This is a genomic window from Providencia sp. R33, assembly GCF_019343475.1.
GTDB lineage: Bacteria > Pseudomonadota > Gammaproteobacteria > Enterobacterales > Enterobacteriaceae > Providencia.
This window is the reverse complement of sequence record NZ_CP072453.1, coordinates 48,706-67,347: the sequence shown is the minus strand read 5'-3', so window position 1 is coordinate 67,347 and position 18,642 is coordinate 48,706. Positions and strand designations below refer to the sequence as shown.

Here is an 18,642-nt window from a genome sequence, read left to right as displayed (position 1 = left end):
TTGATGCTCAAAGAATGTTTACTGTCGTATGTCTTCTTGCGAAAACATATTACCTATTAGTTCATATATATGAATTAACGTGTTAGTCACTCTTCAAGACTTAAAATCAAATATTTTTTTGATAGTGTCCTGTGAGTGCCCACACAGATTGTCTGATAAATTGTTAAAGAGCGTTGCGACTTAATCTTTCGATTTTCGACTTCAAGGTCGTTGTCGCGAGGTGACGTATAATACGTTTTCCTCATCGAGAGTCAAGCGATTTTTTGCTTTTTCTTTTCAGAATCTCTCGCTGCCGTTTCAGTGTTCATCGCGCTTTGCGTTGTCTTGTTCCCGGTCAGTGGATGCGCATTATAGGGAGTCAGAAAAATCTGGCAAGTGTTTTTTTGAAAATAATTTTCAATTGATTACCTTTTGCACTTTACGCCCAATTTTAGACCAATATCTGCTATTTTTTCGTCAATTTGATAAGAAAAAGGCGGCATATTGAGTGCCGCCTTTAGGTTTTGCTACTGAATCAATGAACTAAATTACTTTCATTGATTACTGTTTTGCTACGATTTCATTGTTTTCGACATCTAAAACAACGGGTTTACCTGGAAGTAACCGACCAGATAAGATTTCTTGTGCCAGCGGATTTTCAATTTCTTGTTGAATAGCACGTTTCAACGGCCTTGCACCAAAGATTGGGTCAAAACCTGCTTCACCAATTTTCTCAAGTGCTGCTGGTGTTGCTGTAACTTCATAACCGTGCTCTTCAAGACGTTTATACAAACGCGCCAATTGAATATTCGCAATATTCGTAATTTGTTCTTTACCTAATGGGTGGAACACAACCACTTCATCAATACGGTTAATGAACTCAGGTCTGAAACTATGAGATACCACTTCCATCACCATATCTTTCATTTCTGAGTAACCAATCATGCCAAATCTTTCTTGGATTAAATCAGAACCCAAGTTAGACGTCATGATGATGACGGTATTACGGAAATCCACAGTACGACCTTGACCATCCGTTAAACGTCCATCATCTAACACTTGCAATAAGATGTTAAAAACATCAGGGTGTGCTTTTTCAACTTCATCTAACAAAATGACTGAATATGGACGACGTCTGATAGCTTCGGTGAGGTACCCACCTTCTTCATAACCAACATACCCCGGAGGTGCACCCACTAAACGTGATACCGCATGTTTTTCCATAAATTCGGACATGTCGATACGTACCATTGCATCATCACTGTCGAACATAAAATTCGCCAACGCTTTACATAACTCGGTTTTACCGACCCCTGTTGGCCCTAAGAACATAAAGGAACCAATCGGTCGATTTGGATCAGACAACCCTGCGCGGCTACGGCGAATTGCGTTCGATACTGCGACAACTGCTTCGTCTTGACCAATCACACGTTGATGGAGTTGCTGTTCCATACGTAACAGTTTCTCTCTCTCGCTTTCAAGCATTCTTGAAACAGGAATACCTGTCCAGCGCGCCAAAATTTCAGCGATTTCAACATCAGTCACCTTGTTACGTAAAAGCTTCATGCTTTTACCTTCCGCTTTGGTTGCGGCTTCAAGTTGTTTTTCTAACTCTGGAATACGGCCATACTGTAATTCAGACATTTTGGCTAAATCACCCATACGGCGAGCTTTTTCCATTTCAATACGCGTGTTTTCCAGCTCAGCTTTAATATGCTGAGTACCTGTTAACGAAGCTTTTTCCGCTTTCCATTCTTCTTCTAATGCAGAGTATTCACGTTCTTTCTCTATTAGTTCTTCTTCCAACATTTCAAGACGTTTTTTACTCGCATCGTCCGATTCTTTTTTCAGGGCTTGCTGTTCAAGTTTCAGCTGAATAATACGACGTTCTAATCTATCTAAGGATTCAGGTTTTGAATCCATTTGCATACGCAGGCTTGCACCCGCCTCATCAATTAAGTCGATAGCTTTGTCTGGCAGCATACGATCAGTAATATAACGATGCGATAATGTTGCTGCGGCGACAATCGCAGGGTCAGTAATTTGTACGTGGTGATGGAGCTCATAACGCTCTTTTAAACCACGTAAAATTGCAATCGTGTCTTCAACTGAAGGCTCTGCGACATAAACTTTTTGGAAACGACGCTCTAACGCAGGGTCTTTTTCTATATATTGACGGTACTCATCTAACGTCGTCGCACCAACACAGTGCAATTCACCGCGGGCAAGGGCAGGTTTTAACATATTTCCCGCATCCATTGCACCATCGGCTTTACCTGCACCCACCATGGTATGCAGCTCGTCAATAAAGAGAATGACGTTACCTTCTTGTTTTGCAAGGTCATTCAAGACAGCTTTCAAACGTTCTTCAAATTCACCACGATATTTCGCCCCTGCAATCAAGGCGCCCATATCGAGGGATAAAACGCGTTTATTTTTCAGTCCTTCAGGAATTTCACCATTGACAATACGTTGTGCCAACCCTTCAACAATTGCCGTTTTACCTACACCTGGCTCACCGATCAGCACTGGGTTGTTTTTTGTACGACGTTGTAATACTTGGATGGTACGACGAATTTCTTCGTCACGACCAATCACTGGGTCTAATTTGCCTTGTTCTGCGCGTTCAGTTAAGTCTACAGTATATTTTTTCAAGGCTTGGCGCTGGTCTTCAGCGCTTTGGTCATTCACTTTTTCTCCACCACGCATCTGTTCTATTGCCTTTTTTAAATTATCTTTATTAACACCTGCTGCTTTGAGCATGTCTGCTAATGTTGTATTGGCTTCTAAAGCGGCGATAAGAAATAATTCAGAGGAGATAAAGTCATCTCCATGCTTTTGTGCCAATTGATCACATAAGTTTAAGTGACGCATTAAGTCACTTGATGGTTGAACGTCTCCCGCCACACCTTGCACTTGAGGCAAACGCCCTAATGCATCTTCAATCTTTTGCTTAAATTGCACGGCATTAACGCCAAGTGTCGTCAGCAAAGGACGAACAGTGCCACCTTCTTGATTAAATAAGGCACTTAATAGATGAATAGGTTCGATAAATTGGTTTTCGCGCCCAAGGGCTAAAGATTGGGCGTCAGCGAGAGCTTGCTGGAATTTATTAGTTAAACGGTCCAGACGCATAACACCTCCGATAAATGAGATTAAATTTGCTACTGGATACTAGATGAGGTCTATTTTTAAATATTCAAGTTTTGCATTGAATAATTTTTGTTATATCTGTTAATTTAGAGTAAAACTCCAAACGCTAGTTATTTACCCATACCAAGGAAGCCATTCTTCCCGTTTTACCCGCCCGTCGGTAGGAAAAAAATCTGTTTTCATCACTTACCGTGCAAAAATCGCCCCCATAAATGGCATTAATCCCTACTGCATTAAGCTTTTTACGAGCTAATAAATAGATATCAGCAAGGTACTTATCATTATGAGGTGTAAAAGCAGAAGCCAAATCAGATGATTGATTAACAAACGCCTGTTTAACTTCAGCACCCACTTCAAATTTTTTTGCACCAATCGCAGGTCCGAGCCATGCCATTATTTCATTGGCAGGGCTGATAAATTGACGAACGGTATTTTCAAGTACGCCATTGCATAGCCCCCGCCACCCTGCGTGAGCCGCTGCAACTTCTGTTCCATCTTGATTACAAAATAAAACTGGCAAGCAATCCGCCGTCATGATGGCACAAACTTGCCCTACTTGGTTGCTATATACCGCATCCGCTTGTTTGTTTTTGATTTCACTGCCATCAAGATGAAGAACATGCGTACCGTGAACTTGCTCAAGCCACACCGGTTGTTGTGGCAATTGAGCAAGTTCGACAAGACGTTGGCGATTTTCACTGACGGCTTCAGGGCGATCGTCAACATGGTCGCCAAGATTCAAGCTGTCAAAAGGTGGCAGGCTCACACCACCCGCACGGGTTGTGCTACAACTTGATACGCTTTTAGGCTGTGGCCAATCAGGGAAAATCAGTGTGCTCATTACCAATCCATATTGTCTTTATGAAGTTCAGTGTCTGCCTTTAAGGCTTCAATAAGCTTAACCATATCATCAGGTAACGGAGCATGCCACTCCATTTGAATGCCTGAAATTGGGTGATACAAGCGCAGCATTGTTGCATGCAGTGCTTGCCTATCGAAATTACGCATCACTTCTAAAAACTCTTCCGTGGCGCCTTTCAATGGGCGAGGACGGCCACCGTATAATTGATCGCCAATTAATGGATGGTTGATATGTGCCATGTGAACACGAATTTGGTGCGTTCTGCCCGTTTCTAAACGCAAACGTAAACGCGTATGTGCTCTAAAATGCTCCATGATACGGTAGTGTGTGACCGCAGGTTTACCCATTGGGTGCACTGCCATGTGAGTTCTTTTCGTTGGGTGGCGAGAAATTGGCTCTTCAACCATACCACCCGCAGTCATGCGACCTACGGCAACCGCTTCATACTCACGCGTGATTTCTCTTAACTGTAAAGACTCCACTAAATGCGTTTGTGCTGGAACCGTTTTTGCGACCACCATTAGCCCTGTCGTGTCTTTATCAAGACGGTGAACAATCCCCGCTCTTGGAACATCAACAATTTCTGGATAGCGGTATAATAAAGCATTTAAGATTGTTCCGTCTGGGTTGCCGGCACCCGGATGCACGACTAATCCACGCGGTTTATTGATAATTAGGATATCTTCGTCTTCATAAATAACGTTAAGTGGAATATCTTGAGGCTCCCAACGATTATCTTCTTCAATAAGGGCGTCGATTAAAATTTGTTCACTACCTAAAACTTTTTCCTTTGGCTTATTGATAACTTTGCCATTAACCTGCACTCTATCATCTAAAATCCACTCTTTTATACGTGAACGTGAATAATCAGGGAACAATTCGGCCAAAGCCTGATCTAAACGTTGACCGAGCTGTGATTCAGCGATAGTTGCACTAAGTTGTACTTGTTGAGCCATAAATTAATCTACTTTTTGGTGTTTGTATTTTGACGGCGCTGCCGTTTCATTTAAAATATATGCTATTGTAACTCGAATTTTGCCGGGAGCCTTATGGATAGACTCCCTCGAAACACTCAGAGGATAACCTACACGTGATGATACGTATGAAAAATCTGGTGGCTGCAGCCACGTTGAGCCTGGTTTTAGCTGGGTGCTCCAGCAACCCTGAAGTCAGCCCTGATAGTTCCGCAGCTGAAATCTATGCAACGGGTCAGCAAAAACTACAGGACGGTAACTTTAAAGCTGCCATCAAACAGTTTGAAGCCCTTGATAACCGTTATCCGTTTGGCCCATACGCCCAACAAGTTCAATTAGACCTAATTTACGCCTATTATAAATCAGCTGAGCTGCCAATGGCGATAGCCGCGATTGACCGTTTCATGCGTTTAAACCCGACTCATCCAAATATTGACTATGTCCTTTACATGCGCGGTTTAACCGCTATGGCCTTGGACGATAGTTTACTGCAAGGCTTGTTTGGTATCGACCGTTCAGATAGAGACCCTCAACACGCTCGCGTCGCATTTAAAGACTTAAGCCAGCTGGTTCGCTACTATCCTAACAGTATGTATGCAAATGACGCTAGCAAGCGCTTAGTCTACTTAAAAGAACGTTTGGCAAAATTCGACCTTTCTGTGATTGAATATTACAACAAACGGGGTGCTTATGTCGCGGTTGTTAATCGCACAGAACAAATGCTGAAAGATTACCCAGACACTGAAGCAACACGTAATGCCTTGCCATACATGGAAATTGCGTATAAACAAATGGGTTTAAATCAAGAAGCAAATAAAGCCGAAAGTATTATTGTTGCAAACCCACAATAATATCGAGTTTGATCTAAAACAGCAGCCTTGGCTGCTGTTTTTGTTTGTCTGATTGGCTACCAAAGTTACCGTGTTTTCTCACGCGTTTATCTTGATTAATCAATCTTTTAGATTAGCTAAATTTTAGCCCAAAAAAAGATCCGACTATTAACCGTACCGATAGTCAACTTAATCAGTTTCCCCTAATCCATTCATTTTGGCAATGCTTTTCCTTCCTTTTTTTATACAAAATCACACTTCGGATGTGAGTTGTATTCCCCCTGAATTAGATGTGATCTACATCAATTTTTTATTACTGATAACGCGTATTCTGAATTCATCAAAGACGGAAACAATGAGAGGTAACACTATGATAGTGAACATAACTAGCAAACAAATGGATATTACCCCAGCTATTCGTGAACACATTGACAGCCGTCTAACAAAATTGGATAAGTGGCAGGTTTCCCTGATAAATACACACATTGTTTTATCAAAAGAGCCACAAGGTTTCATGGTTGATGCAAATATCAAAACAGCGACAGGTAAATTAGTTGCTAGCGCCAAACATGAAGATATGTACGTTGCAATAAATGAACTGATCAACAAACTCGAAAGACAACTCAATAAAGTGCAACATAAAGGAGAATCAAGAAGAGCCAACAATAGTGTAAAAGAAGCGAACCTCGTTACGTTATAATTTTATATTATCTATCAACTTATCTTGAAACTTTGTAAAACGCGCCTGCAATAGGCGCGTTTTTTATGTTTATGATTCTTTTTTATTGACTTCTTATGGCGTATCGGGTTTATTTAAATCAAGTCTATTTAAAGGTATTCACATGAAACGTAATTTTGTTTTCTTTTTCTTCTTTAGCAACTCCTAATTAGGGGCTTTTGTCGTTCGAGAAAGAAAAGAAGACAAAATTAGAAAGCCCCCAACTAGGGGGCTTTTTTTATATCACGACATTACAGGGTGGGCAGGATGGAAAACAGCACTAATTTACTGAAAGTACGAGAAAAAATAAGCCAGTTAGATAGTGAGCTCCTAAACCTTTTGGCAAAACGCCGTGGGTTTGCAGCAGAAGTTGCAGAAACAAAAATTGATGACAACCGCCCTATTCGTGATAAAGACCGCGAACGCCAGCTTTTGGATGTTCTTATTAATAAAGGCAAGCCACTTGGCCTTGATGGTTTTTATATTACTCGCTTATTTCAGATGATCATCGAAGACTCGGTATTAACCCAACAAGCGATTTTACAAAAGCACTTAAATTTAACGCCGAGTGACACTGCCCGTTTTGCTTTTTTAGGCCCCAAAGGTTCTTATTCACATATCGCAGCGCGCCAATATTCTGCTCGTCATTTTGATCAACTTGTCGAATGTAGCTGTAATAAATTCCAAGATATTTTTTCATTAGTTGAAAGTGGGCAAGCAGAGTACGGTATTTTACCGATTGAAAATACCAGTTCAGGGGCAATTAATGATGTTTACGATTTACTGCAAAATACATCGCTCTCTATTGTGGGAGAAATCCGTTTACCTATTAACCATTGTTTGCTCACCACAGGTAATACTGATTTAAGCCTCATTGATACAGTTTATAGCCACCCTCAACCTTTCCAACAATGCAGTCAATATTTAGCCCAGTTCCCACAGTGGAAAATAAAATATTGCGATAGTACATCAACTGCAATGCAAATGGTTGCTGAGCAAAATACCTCCAATGTGGCTGCTCTTGGTAGTGAAGCAGGCGGAGCGTTATATAACTTACACGTTGTTGAGCACAATTTAGCGAACCAACAAATCAATATGACCCGCTTTATTGTGGTTGCACCGCAATCTATTGAAGTGACTGAACAAGTTCCTGCTAAAACCACGCTATTAATCACCACAGGCCAGCAAGCAGGGGCATTGGTTGATGCATTAGTTATTTTAAAAAATAATAAGATAATTATGAGCAAATTGGAGTCTCGTCCAATTAATGGCAAACCTTGGGAAGAGATGTTTTATATCGATGTTCACGCAAACTTACGTTCAGATAATCTGCAACAAGCACTTAAAGAACTTTCTGCAATTACACGTTCAATAAAAGTGTTAGGCTGCTACCCATCTGAAAATATTGTTCCCGTTGAACCTGAAAAAGTAACACCATAATTAAACGTAAAAAGGCTGCTTAAATAAAAAAGCAGCCTTTAATCAAGGTTACATTGTCGTTTCTGACTGATAGTTAGAATTAACGCGGAAGTAATTCACGAGTTTTTTCAAGTGGAATGCTTGCTCATTTAATGAATCAGCTGCCACAACCGATTCTTCAACTAAGCTGGCATTTTGTTGTGTCGTTAAATCTAATTGCCCCACTGCACTATTAATTTGTGAAATTCCGTCGCTTTCTTCTTGGCTTGCCTGACCAATTTCTTGCAGTAACGCGTTCATTTCTTTTACACTATCAATCATGCCATGAATTTGTTCAGTGGCTTTCTCAACGAGTTCCATGCCTTCTTTGGTTTGCGATGAAGAGTTCTCAATCAGCCCCTTGATATCATTGGCTGATGCCGCACTTTTTTGTGCTAATAAGCGCACTTCACCGGCAACCACCGCAAAACCGCGACCATGTTCACCTGCTCTTGCTGCTTCAACCGAAGCATTTAGTGCCAAAATATTAGTTTGGAATGCAATCGAGTCGATTAAATTAATAATGTCGGTCATTTGTAATGATGATGCATTAATGGCGCGCATTTTATTAGTCAATTGGTTCATCATCTGACCATTGTTTTGCACAACCACTGCCGCTTGTTCCGCTAACATACTGGCTTCATGAGTATGCTCAGTGGTGTTTTTTACGGTTGACGTAATTTGTTCCATAGAACTTGCTGTCTCTTCAACCGAGGCTGCTTGCTCTTCAGTACGTGCAGCTAAGTTCTGGTTACCGGCTACGATTTGCCCTGCTGCTGCGGAAATGCTTTCAGAGCCTTTTTGCACCTCTTGGACAATTTCAACTAACTGGCCTTTCATGTCATTCAGTGCATTCAATAAAATACCCGTTTCATCTTTTGAATCTACTTTAACCTCTTTCGTTAAATCTCCATTGGCAATAGATTGCGCCAAGCCAACAGCACTTTCGAGTGGGCGAGTGATCATCATGGTGATAAACCACCCCATCACACAACCCGCAGCAATGCTGATCACTGAGAGAATTGCCAGTAAAATTTTATTGCTCTCATAATCGGCATTAACGGTACGACCAATGTCCTGCATTTCTAGATCTTGAATAGCCATTAATGTTTGGATGTGGTCTCGATAATCCCGCTGAATACTCGATGTTTTTGCCATCATTTCATCAATGGCTGCTTGGCGATTATTTTCTGAAAGGAATGTATTAATACGCGCAATTGACGAATGGAATTGTTGACGGATAATCCGCAATTCAGAAAGTACCTCTTTTGAGCGATCGTCCGTGACATTTTGTTCTAAGCTCTCCATCAATTCATTAATTTTTAATGTAATTTTGGCTAACTCTTCACGCCGCTTATCGCTCCCTCGGTCATCAAGTAAAATCAATTCTTGAATACCAATAAATGAATAAAAGTTATCCATCATCTGCCCTGCTGTTGAGGCAATAGGGTAACTTTCATACAGAACTTGTTTCATCCCATCATTGGCTCGGTTCATATTGGCCAAAGAAAAGAGTGAGCTCAGGATAATAAGCGTAACAAATCCCCCAAATGCTATCGTTAACTTCATACTAATTTTGAGATTTTTAAAAGACATATATTTACCACGCTAGCCATCGTTGAATGAGTAGTGTTATCGGTAAAATACGTCATACCTTTATCATATAAATCGATCGATTTTAAATTATCAATTTTATAAATCGATTAATTTGTAATTAAATAGGGAAAGATCGCTTATTTAGGCAAGGAAGGAGGCTTTTTAATCAAAAGTACAGGATATAAGTAAAATTACGTATTTAAAATAAAATATCGAAATTAGATGTTCGAAAAAGAGAGATTACCTGAAATAACAAAATATTAACAGTAAAAAAGCCCTCTACTGCAAACGACACAATAGAAGGCGGGGATGATTACTTGCGATTATCGTTGGCACGTTGTAACAATGATTGGCTTTCTTTCATAAAATGGTGGGCATCTTCGCCGAACCATTGACTAACTTGATTAAATTGACGAATAAATTCAGCTTTATCTTTCTTTTCAAGCATTTCTATGGACTGCCCTAAAAGCTGATGATAGCGGCGAATTAATTCTACGTTTTTATCCGAAGACATGATGATATCTGCATACAACTGAGGGTCTTGAGCAAATAACCGCCCCACCATCGCCAGTTCTAAACGGTAGATGGGTGATGACAGCTCAAGAAGCTGCTGTAAATCAATATCCTCTTTTGCCAAGTTTTGCCCATAAGTAAAGGTCGTAAAGTGGCGTAACGCTTGGATAAAACTCATGTTTTTATCGTGCTCTTGCGCTGAAATTTCTTTCAAACGCGCCCCCCAAACTAATAACTGTTCAAGGAACCATTGATAAGACTCCGCGCCACGACCATTGCAATAAGCAAAAACTTGTTTTGCTACGCTGCCAATATCAGGCCCAAACATCGGGTGAAGCCCCAAAACAGGCCCTTCATGTACGGCTAACATAGCCTCTAATGGCTGTTGTTTGATAGACGCAATATCCATCAAAATAGTGCCTTTATCCAATTTTGGCAGTTGGTTAATCACCTGAACGGTTAAATGGATAGGTACGCTAACCATCACCACACTAGCACCCGCAACAATGGATTCAGCCTGCGGCCAATCATGTTGATTCAGCGTTTTTACCTGATAACCAGACAACGTCAGAAGGCGATGGAATAACCGCCCCATCTTCCCATCACCGCCCACGATAACAATTGGGCCAGCATTCGGGTTAAGAGTCTTGAAACCTTTGTCATTTTCACGTGCGTAAGATTCACGCATGATCCGACGCAATATATCTTCAATCAGATCAGGCGGGATCCCCATGCGTTCTGCTTCAGCGCGCCGAGCGGCTAACATGCTCGACTCGCGCTCAGGTACATAAATTGGCAACCCGTGTAAGCTTTTGACTTCGCCAACTTCCGCCACAAGTTGCAACCTTTTGGCTAATAAATCCAATAAGGATTTATCAACCGCATCAATTTGGTCCCGTAAATGGGATAACTCAACAGACATACTAATACCTTGATCAGCTCACTTTGCTCAATTTCTGCGTGCGTTGTTCAAGCACAGGCAATAACGCCTGATGTAAATTACGCAATACAGTCTCTGTTGTCTGCCAGTTAATGCAGGCATCTGTCACAGAAACGCCGTACTTCATCGCATCGCGTGGCTGTTCAGAGGTTTGGTTGCCTTCATTAATATGGCTTTCCAGCATAATACCTGTAATTGACTCATTACCATTAACAATTTGTTCGATAATTGAATCAACTACCAGTGGCTGACGGCGGTAATCTTTATTTGAGTTACCGTGACTGCAATCCACCATTAATGATGGTTCCAACCCTGCTTTACGCATTTCGGCTTCACATGCCGCAATATCTTCAGCACTGTAGTTTGGAGTTTTACCACCGCGTAAAATCACATGACCATTGCTGTTGCCCTTGGTGTGTAATAAGCAAACTTGGCCCGATTGGTTAATTCCCATGAAACGATGTGGCATTGCGGCCGCTTTCAATGCGTTGATTGCCGTAGATAAACTGCCATCCGTACCATTTTTAAACCCGACAGGCATTGAGAGACCCGATGCCATTTCACGGTGGGTTTGTGATTCAGTGGTTCTTGCGCCAATGGCAGACCAGCTGAATAAATCCCCTAAGTACTGTGGGTTATTTGGGTCTAATGCTTCGGTCGCCAGTGGAAGCCCCATATTGACTAAGTTAGTCAATAAGTCGCGAGCAATATGCAGGCCTTTTTCCATTTGGAATGTTCCATCCATAAATGGGTCACTAATTAAGCCTTTCCAGCCCACTGTCGTCCGTGGTTTTTCAAAGTACACACGCATCACAATATATAAGCTATCACTTAACTCTTCGGCTAATTTTTGCAGGCGCTCACCATATTCAATCGCAGCATCCACATCATGGATTGAGCAAGGACCACATACCACGAGTAAGCGAGGATCACGTTGATGGATAATATCCGCAATAACTTGACGCGATGTCGCAATGGCATGCAGGTTGCTGTGACTCAGCGGATATTTCTCTTTCAGACTCTCAGGAGTGATTAATACCTGCTCGTCTTGAATATTCACATTGTTGAGTACATCTTTTTGCATGATCATTTTTTACCTACTTAATTAGCTTATATTTGCTTGGTTTATTGTTTACGTATTGTGTTTGAGTGCATGGGTAATAACATACCATGCATCGTAAACAATTCAATCCATTTATGTAAAATATTTCCACAATCGTAAATAATAATTTACATCATCACAAGATGCTAATAATAAATTAAATTAACATCAAATTAACATTTAAATATTCAATGTAGAGTTAAAACATAGCTTTTTTCGTAAAAATTAATTTACACACTGAGAAATTAACTTCTCAACTATATTCTAAATAGTTCGAGTTGTAGCAAGGCGGCAAAGTGAGGACATCGCAGGGAGCATACATAAGTATGTGACCTGTGTGGCCGAGCGAAGCCAACACAGCGACAACTTGAAATATGACGAATATAGATGTGACTAGTGTGACTGAACGTAGCCAACACAGCGACAACTTGAAATATGACGAATATAGTGACAAATATAAAAAGGCCCGCACTAAGGCGGGCCCCTTCAACTTTCGGATGTAGCGAAAGCGTATTACTTGGCGTTCAGACGCTCTTTAATACGAGCAGCCTTACCAGAACGCTCACGCAGGTAGTACAGTTTAGCTCTGCGAACAGCACCACGGCGTTTAACAGCAATGCTATCTACGACTGGTGAGTGAGTTTGGAATACACGCTCAACACCTTCGCCGTTAGAAATTTTACGAACAGTGAATGCAGAGTGCAGACCGCGGCTACGAATAGCGATAACCACGCCCTCGAATGCCTGCAGACGTTTTTTAGAGCCTTCTACGACCCATACCTTAACTTCCACGGTGTCACCCGGACGGAATGAAGGTACGTCCTGCTTCATTTGCTCTTCTTCGATTTGTTTAATAATGTTGCTCATAATAACTCTCTTACCCTAGGTAAACTGATATGTTTAGACAATTAATTGTCTGGATTCATTTGTTGCTCAGACTGATGTTCACGCTGGAACTCAGTCAGCAACATCCTCTGCTCGTCAGTCAGAGCTAGGCTTTCCAGAAGCTCAGGTCTTCTAAGCCAGGTACGGCCAAGTGATTGTTTCATGCGCCAGCTATCTATTTTAGCGTGATTCCCCGAAAGTAATACATCCGGGACTTGCATGCCATCTAACACTTCAGGGCGGGTATAGTGAGGACAATCTAACAAGCCATCGGCAAAAGAATCTTCTTGAGCAGAGGCTTGATGACCTAGCACCCCCGGTATAAACCGAGAAACTGAGTCTATCAACACCATTGCGGGGAGCTCCCCACCACTGAGAACGTAATCGCCGATGGACCATTCTTCGTCAACTTCGGTTTGAATGATACGCTCATCAATGCCTTCATAGCGGCCACAAACAAGAATTAGCTTCTCATTGGTTGCCAGCTCGCAAACACCGTCTTGACTTAGTTTGCGCCCTTGCGGTGAAAGATAAATAACCTTTGCACCCTCACCAGCCTCAGTTCTTGCTGCGTTGATTGCATCCTTTAACGGTTGCACCATCATCAGCATGCCTGGACCACCACCATAGGGGCGATCATCAACAGTTTTGTGCCTATCGTGGGTAAAGTCCCGTGGATTCCAGCACTCAAATGTTAGCAGGCCATTTTTCACTGCCCGACCAGTTACCCCGTACTCGGTTATTGCGCGGAACATTTCGGGAAACAGGCTAATTACACCAATCCACATGATATCGTCCCACTTATCAAAACCGTTCAACCGGAGATTTAAAAACCAGGATCCCAATCCACTTCAATGAGTTTGGCATCGAGATCGACTTTCTTGATAACCTGCCCATCAAGAAACGGAACCAACCGCTCCTTGATGCCAAATGCATCTTTTAAATTCGCCTTAATGACCAGTACATCATTCGAACCGGTCTCCATCATGTCAGTGATGGTACCAAGGTCATAGCCTTGTAACGTCACTACATGGCAGCCCATCAGGTCTTTCCAGTAGTATTCGTTTTCTAACTCAGGAAGTTGGGTTGAATCAACCGCAATTTCAAAGTTAGTCAAAAGCGCAGCTGCATCGCGGTCATCGACCCCATTCAGCTTGACGATGATATCCTTGTTATGATGTTTCCAATCTTCAATTTCAATGTGTTGCCATTGACCTGAACGTTGGATAAACCAAGGCTGATACTCAAAAATACTTTCAGCATGCTCGGTGGACGAAAAAACTTTGAGCCAACCACGAATACCGTATGCCGCACCTAATTTCCCCAATACAATTGGGTTTTCAGGTGGCTGTAGTTTAGTTTGCTTGCTCATTGTTACCACCGCGACAGATTAAGCTGCTTTCTTAGCTTGTTTGACCAGTTGTGCAACACGGTCAGAAATAGTTGCGCCTAAGCCAACCCAATGCTCAACACGGTCCAAGTCTAAACGCAGTTCTTCTGCTTGACCTGCAGCGATCGGGTTGAAGAAACCGATACGCTCAATGAAACGACCGTCACGCGCATTGCGGCTATCGGTTACAACGATTTGGTAGAACGGACGTTTTTTAGCGCCGCCACGAGATAAACGAATTGTTACCATAACATCCTCATTAGTTAATAAAACAACCAGACTCCATCGAGGGATAGAGTCCGGCTGTCATATAAAAAGCCCGAAAAGTTTACTCACTTTGACACAAAAATCAATCAAAAGTGCGTTTTGTTTGAGGCTTTATTGCTTAACGCCCCGGAAAACCAGGAGGCATCATACCCTTCATGCCGCGCATCATCTTGGCTAAGCCACCTTTTTTCATTTTCTTCATCATGCGTTGCATATCATCAAATTGTTTTAAAAGGCGGTTAACTTCTTGCACGGTCGTTCCCGAACCTGCCGCAATACGACGTTTACGGGAACCTTTAATAATTTCTGGTTTTTCACGCTCTTTGCGCGTCATGGAGTTAATCATCGCTTCCATACGAACCGTGATTTTATCATCCATTTGTGATTTAACGGCGTCTGGTAACTGGGACATTCCAGGCATCTTACTCATCATGCTCGCCATGCCACCCATATTACGCATTTGCTTTAATTGACTTAAGAAGTCATTTAAATCAAAACTATCACCCGTTTTGAGCTTTTTCGCTAATTTCTCTGCTTCATCACGGTCAACTTTGTGTTCAATCTCTTCAATCAGAGAAATCACATCACCCATACCCAGAATACGGGATGCGACACGTTCTGGATGGAACGGTTCTAAGGCATCAGTTTTTTCACCAACCCCTAAGAATTTAATCGGTTTACCTGTGATTGCACGAATCGACAACGCCGCACCACCACGCGCATCACCATCAACTTTGGTTAATACCACCCCTGTCAATGGCAAAGCTTCGTTAAACGCTTTCGCTGTATTTGCCGCATCCTGCCCCGTCATCGCATCGACGACGAATAAGGTTTCAACAGGCTTAATAATACGATGAACTTCTTGGATTTCTTCCATCATCGCTTCATCAACGTGTAAGCGACCTGCGGTATCCACTAATAACACATCGTAGAATTGGAGTTGTGCGTGCTTTAAGGCTTTTTGCACGATAGCCGCGGGCTTTTCTTGCACTTCTGATGGGAAGAAATCAATGCCAACCGATTCGGCTAAGGTTTCAAGCTGTTTGATCGCCGCTGGGCGATATACGTCAGCAGAGACCACTAAAACTTTTTTCTTTTGCTTCTCTTTTAAATGTTTACCCAGTTTTGCAACGCTGGTTGTTTTACCCGCACCTTGCAAACCCGCCATTAAGACAACCGCAGGGGGTTGAGCCGACAAATTGAGCTGATGGTTTTCTTCCCCCATCGCTCGAGTCAGTTCATTTTGAACAATTTTGATGAACTCTTGGCCTGGCGTTAGGCTTTTATTAACATCTTGACCAACGGCACTTTCTTTGACTTTCTGGATAAACTCACGGACGACTGGCAGCGCGACGTCAGCTTCCAGCAATGCCATGCGAACTTCACGTAATGTGTCTTTAATATTGTCATCAGTGAGACGCCCACGTCCGCTGATATTGCGCAACGTGCGCGATAGTCTGTCGCTTAAATTATCAAACATATGTCTTAGCTCAATTCTGTTGATGGGCCGATGTTTAGCCTGATCTGGTTGCTAATACACCTAATTTCAAGTGTTTTTATGTCAACAAGTTGAATTATAAGTATCAAACCTTCAATCTAACGAAGGAAAAAGCACGATAAAAAATATTTTCCCGATTGTATCACACCTGCTATTTTTTCGCTGCCCTCTGTTTGAAACAGATGATACGGGCTATTATGGCGTGAACTTCTGGGAAAACAGTGAAAACTGTAGGTACATGAAATGCTATCTCTCGCGAATGTACCGTGATTGGCTCGAGCAATAGTTGGAGCCAGCTCCCGTACACGTTATACTATAAAATAACTTTCCATTAAAAATGAATATCGACACTATACTATGCCAGTATTTGCAGTCATAGCAGTTTGTACATACATGGTCAGCCTGCTGCTGATCGTTCCAGGCCAAGTGCGCAAACAACCACTTTATCGCCGTTTGGCAATGCTACTTGCCATTGTTGCGTTAGTGACACACGCCATCACATTAAAATTACTCATTTTTAGTGAAGCTGATGGGCAGAATCTCACCCTGTTAAACCTTGGTTCTGCAGTAAGTTTACTGATGTGCCTGATTATGACTGTTGTCGCCTATTGGGGAAAAGCGTGGTACCTAACCCCTGTGGTGTATAGCTTTGCTATCATTAATTTATTACTTTCAACAATCATGCCTGGTGAGTTTATTACTCACTTAGAAGCCAGCGTGCCGCTCTTTGTGCATATCGGTTTAGCCTTATTAAGCTATGCCACATTACTTATCGCTGCCCTGTATGCATTTCAAGTTGCGTTAATTGACCACCAACTTAAAAATAAAACCTTAAAGTTTAGCCCTGACATGCCACCGATGATGGTGGTAGAGCGTAAAATGTTTCATATCACCCAAGTGGGTGTCATTTTGCTCACACTGACTTTATGTACTGGTTTTATTTATATGGATAATATCTTTGATAAAGAAAACATCCATAAATCTGTGTTATCGGTGATTGCTTGGTTTGTCTATATTACCTTGCTTTGGGGTCACTTCCACGGTGGCTGGCGCGGAAAACGTGTCTTGTTCTTCCACGTTGCTGGCTCAATCATTTTAACTATGGCTTTTTTTGGTAACCGTCTACTCCAACAGTTTATGGTACCTTGAGTTTTACTAACCTTCCCACATTGCAATAAGGAACCTTGTTTTGGATGATGTGTCTACCAGTACGCTAATCATCATACTGATTGTTTTAATTTTTGTGTCGGCCTACTTCTCCGCTTCGGAGACGGGAATGATGACATTAAATCGCTATCGCTTAAAACACTTAGCAAAACAAGGTAACCGTTCGGCAATTCGTGTCGAAAAACTACTAAAACATCCTGATAAGCTGCTCAGCCTTGTTCTTATTGGCAATAATTTAATTAATATTGTTGCTTCCGCCTTAGCTACCATCATTGGTATTCGCTTATATGGCAACGCAGGTGTGGCAATGGCAACGGGGATTTTAACGTTTGTGATCCTGATTTTTGCAGAAGTGATGCCAAAAACACTCGCTGCACTCTACCCTGAAAGAATCGCATTCCCCAGCAGCTATCTTCTAAAACCCTTGCAAATCATTATGATGCCCGTGGTATGGACCTTTAATACGATTTCTGCACTCCTTTTGCGTTGTTTAGGTATTCGCTCCTTAACAGCTCGCACAGATGCGGTAAACAAAGAAGAACTGCGCACTATTGTTAATGAATCAAAGCATAAAATTAGCCGCCGCAATCAAGACATGCTGATTTCCATACTGGATTTAGACAAGGTGACGGTTGGCGATATCATGTTGCCAAGGAATGAAATCGTCGGCATTGATGTTAATGATGATTGGAAATCAATTATCAGGCAACTAACTCATTCCCCCCATGGCCGGATAGTGCTTTACCGTGACTCCCTCGATGATTCGATTGGTATTTTACGGGTACGAGAAGCTTATCGATTAATGATGGAAAAACGCGAGTTCAACAAACAGAATCTAATCAAAGCTGCAGACAACATTTATTTTATTCCCAATAGTACACCGCTAAATGTTCAGCTCGTTAACTTCCAACACAAAAAAGAAAAATTGGGAATTATTGTGGATGAGTACGGTGAAATCCAAGGGCTAATCACAGTAGAAGATATTTTAGAAGAAATTGTCGGTGATTTTACGACTTCGATGTCCCCTTCGTTAGCTGAAGAAGTTTTACCTCAAAGTGATGGGAGCGTCCTTGTGGATGGCTCTGCAAATATTCGAGACCTGAATAAAGCGTTTGATTGGAATTTGCCCGTAGATGGTCCTAGAACGGTTAACGGTATGGTACTTGAGGTAATTGGGGATATTCCACAACTTGAAGAACAAATTGTCGTGGGTCATTACATGATTGAAGTGCTAGCCATGAATGAAAACACGGTTAAGCAAGTGAGGATCACTCCACTTACTTTTAGTTCTCAAATCCCTGATTTATAAT

Annotated in this window: 16 protein-coding genes and 1 other annotated feature; of the genes, 5 read left to right on the top strand and 11 right to left on the bottom strand. The window is 41.9% G+C overall.

Annotated features, from left to right (window positions below):
* Positions 1-540: 540 nt before the first annotated feature.
* From clpB to rluD, 3 genes are all read right to left on the bottom strand, one after another.
* Complete coding sequence (gene clpB, locus J6836_RS00330; protein ID WP_219245959.1) at positions 541-3,114, bottom strand: ATP-dependent chaperone ClpB; 2,574 nt, start codon at positions 3,112-3,114, stop codon at positions 541-543.
* Positions 3,115-3,238: 124 nt separating this feature from the next.
* On the bottom strand, positions 3,239-3,973 hold the full coding sequence (gene yfiH / locus J6836_RS00325; protein WP_219245958.1) for a purine nucleoside phosphorylase YfiH: 735 nt from the start codon (positions 3,971-3,973) through the stop codon (positions 3,239-3,241).
* Positions 3,973-4,950 (bottom strand): 23S rRNA pseudouridine(1911/1915/1917) synthase RluD, encoded by a 978-nt coding sequence (gene rluD / locus J6836_RS00320; protein ID WP_219245957.1) that lies wholly within the window; start codon positions 4,948-4,950, stop codon positions 3,973-3,975. The genes yfiH and rluD overlap by 1 nt, the downstream gene beginning before the upstream one ends.
* Before the next feature lie 137 nt (positions 4,951-5,087).
* Between rluD and bamD the strand changes: the two genes are divergently transcribed.
* The 3 genes from bamD to pheA all read left to right on the top strand — a co-directional run bounded on the left by bamD (position 5,088) and on the right by pheA (position 7,956).
* The gene (gene bamD / locus J6836_RS00315) at positions 5,088-5,819 is read left to right on the top strand and encodes an outer membrane protein assembly factor BamD (protein WP_219249321.1); all 732 of its coding nucleotides are present in this window, start codon (positions 5,088-5,090) and stop codon (positions 5,817-5,819) included.
* Positions 5,820-6,168: 349 nt separating this feature from the next.
* Positions 6,169-6,498 (top strand): ribosome-associated translation inhibitor RaiA, encoded by a 330-nt coding sequence (gene raiA / locus J6836_RS00310; protein WP_206084780.1) that lies wholly within the window; start codon positions 6,169-6,171, stop codon positions 6,496-6,498.
* A 141-nt stretch (positions 6,499-6,639) separates the two neighbouring features.
* Positions 6,640-6,758 (top strand) — a sequence feature (Phe leader region).
* 25 nt (positions 6,759-6,783) lie between these two features.
* A complete protein-coding gene (gene pheA, locus J6836_RS00305; protein WP_219245956.1) occupies positions 6,784-7,956 on the top strand; it encodes a bifunctional chorismate mutase/prephenate dehydratase in 1,173 nt (390 codons plus the stop codon).
* A gap of 48 nt (positions 7,957-8,004) precedes the next feature.
* On the opposite strand, the gene J6836_RS00300 is transcribed toward pheA, so the two are convergent.
* The 8 genes from J6836_RS00300 to ffh form a co-directional block, all read right to left on the bottom strand.
* Entirely contained in the window at positions 8,005-9,570 is a 1,566-nt protein-coding gene (locus J6836_RS00300) for a methyl-accepting chemotaxis protein (RefSeq protein ID WP_219245955.1), read from the bottom strand.
* Between the two features lie 313 nt (positions 9,571-9,883).
* On the bottom strand, positions 9,884-11,005 hold the full coding sequence (gene tyrA / locus J6836_RS00295; RefSeq protein ID WP_219245954.1) for a bifunctional chorismate mutase/prephenate dehydrogenase: 1,122 nt from the start codon (positions 11,003-11,005) through the stop codon (positions 9,884-9,886).
* A gap of 13 nt (positions 11,006-11,018) precedes the next feature.
* Entirely contained in the window at positions 11,019-12,113 is a 1,095-nt protein-coding gene (locus J6836_RS00290; protein WP_273803286.1) for a 3-deoxy-7-phosphoheptulonate synthase, read from the bottom strand.
* Positions 12,114-12,638: 525 nt separating this feature from the next.
* On the bottom strand, positions 12,639-12,992 hold the full coding sequence (rplS, locus tag J6836_RS00285; RefSeq protein ID WP_219245953.1) for a 50S ribosomal protein L19: 354 nt from the start codon (positions 12,990-12,992) through the stop codon (positions 12,639-12,641).
* Positions 12,993-13,033: 41 nt separating this feature from the next.
* Positions 13,034-13,798, bottom strand: a complete 765-nt coding sequence (trmD, locus tag J6836_RS00280) for a tRNA (guanosine(37)-N1)-methyltransferase TrmD (RefSeq protein ID WP_219245952.1) — start codon at positions 13,796-13,798, stop codon at positions 13,034-13,036.
* Between the two features lie 38 nt (positions 13,799-13,836).
* Positions 13,837-14,382, bottom strand: coding sequence for a ribosome maturation factor RimM (rimM, locus tag J6836_RS00275; protein ID WP_047757188.1), 546 nt, complete (start codon positions 14,380-14,382; stop codon positions 13,837-13,839).
* A gap of 18 nt (positions 14,383-14,400) precedes the next feature.
* Positions 14,401-14,649: a 30S ribosomal protein S16 gene (rpsP, locus tag J6836_RS00270; protein WP_004264823.1), complete on the bottom strand. Its 249-nt coding sequence runs from the start codon at positions 14,647-14,649 to the stop codon at positions 14,401-14,403.
* 136 nt (positions 14,650-14,785) lie between these two features.
* Positions 14,786-16,147 carry a signal recognition particle protein gene (ffh, locus tag J6836_RS00265; protein WP_219245951.1) on the bottom strand — a complete coding sequence of 454 codons (1,362 nt, stop codon included), beginning with the start codon at positions 16,145-16,147 and terminating at the stop codon, positions 14,786-14,788.
* 375 nt (positions 16,148-16,522) lie between these two features.
* Between ffh and J6836_RS00260 the strand changes: the two genes are divergently transcribed.
* Both J6836_RS00260 and J6836_RS00255 read left to right on the top strand, forming a co-directional pair.
* Positions 16,523-17,314 (top strand): cytochrome C assembly family protein, encoded by a 792-nt coding sequence (locus J6836_RS00260; protein WP_219245950.1) that lies wholly within the window; start codon positions 16,523-16,525, stop codon positions 17,312-17,314.
* 40 nt (positions 17,315-17,354) lie between these two features.
* On the top strand, positions 17,355-18,641 hold the full coding sequence (locus J6836_RS00255; RefSeq protein WP_219245949.1) for a CNNM domain-containing protein: 1,287 nt from the start codon (positions 17,355-17,357) through the stop codon (positions 18,639-18,641).
* Position 18,642 lies beyond the last annotated feature (1 nt).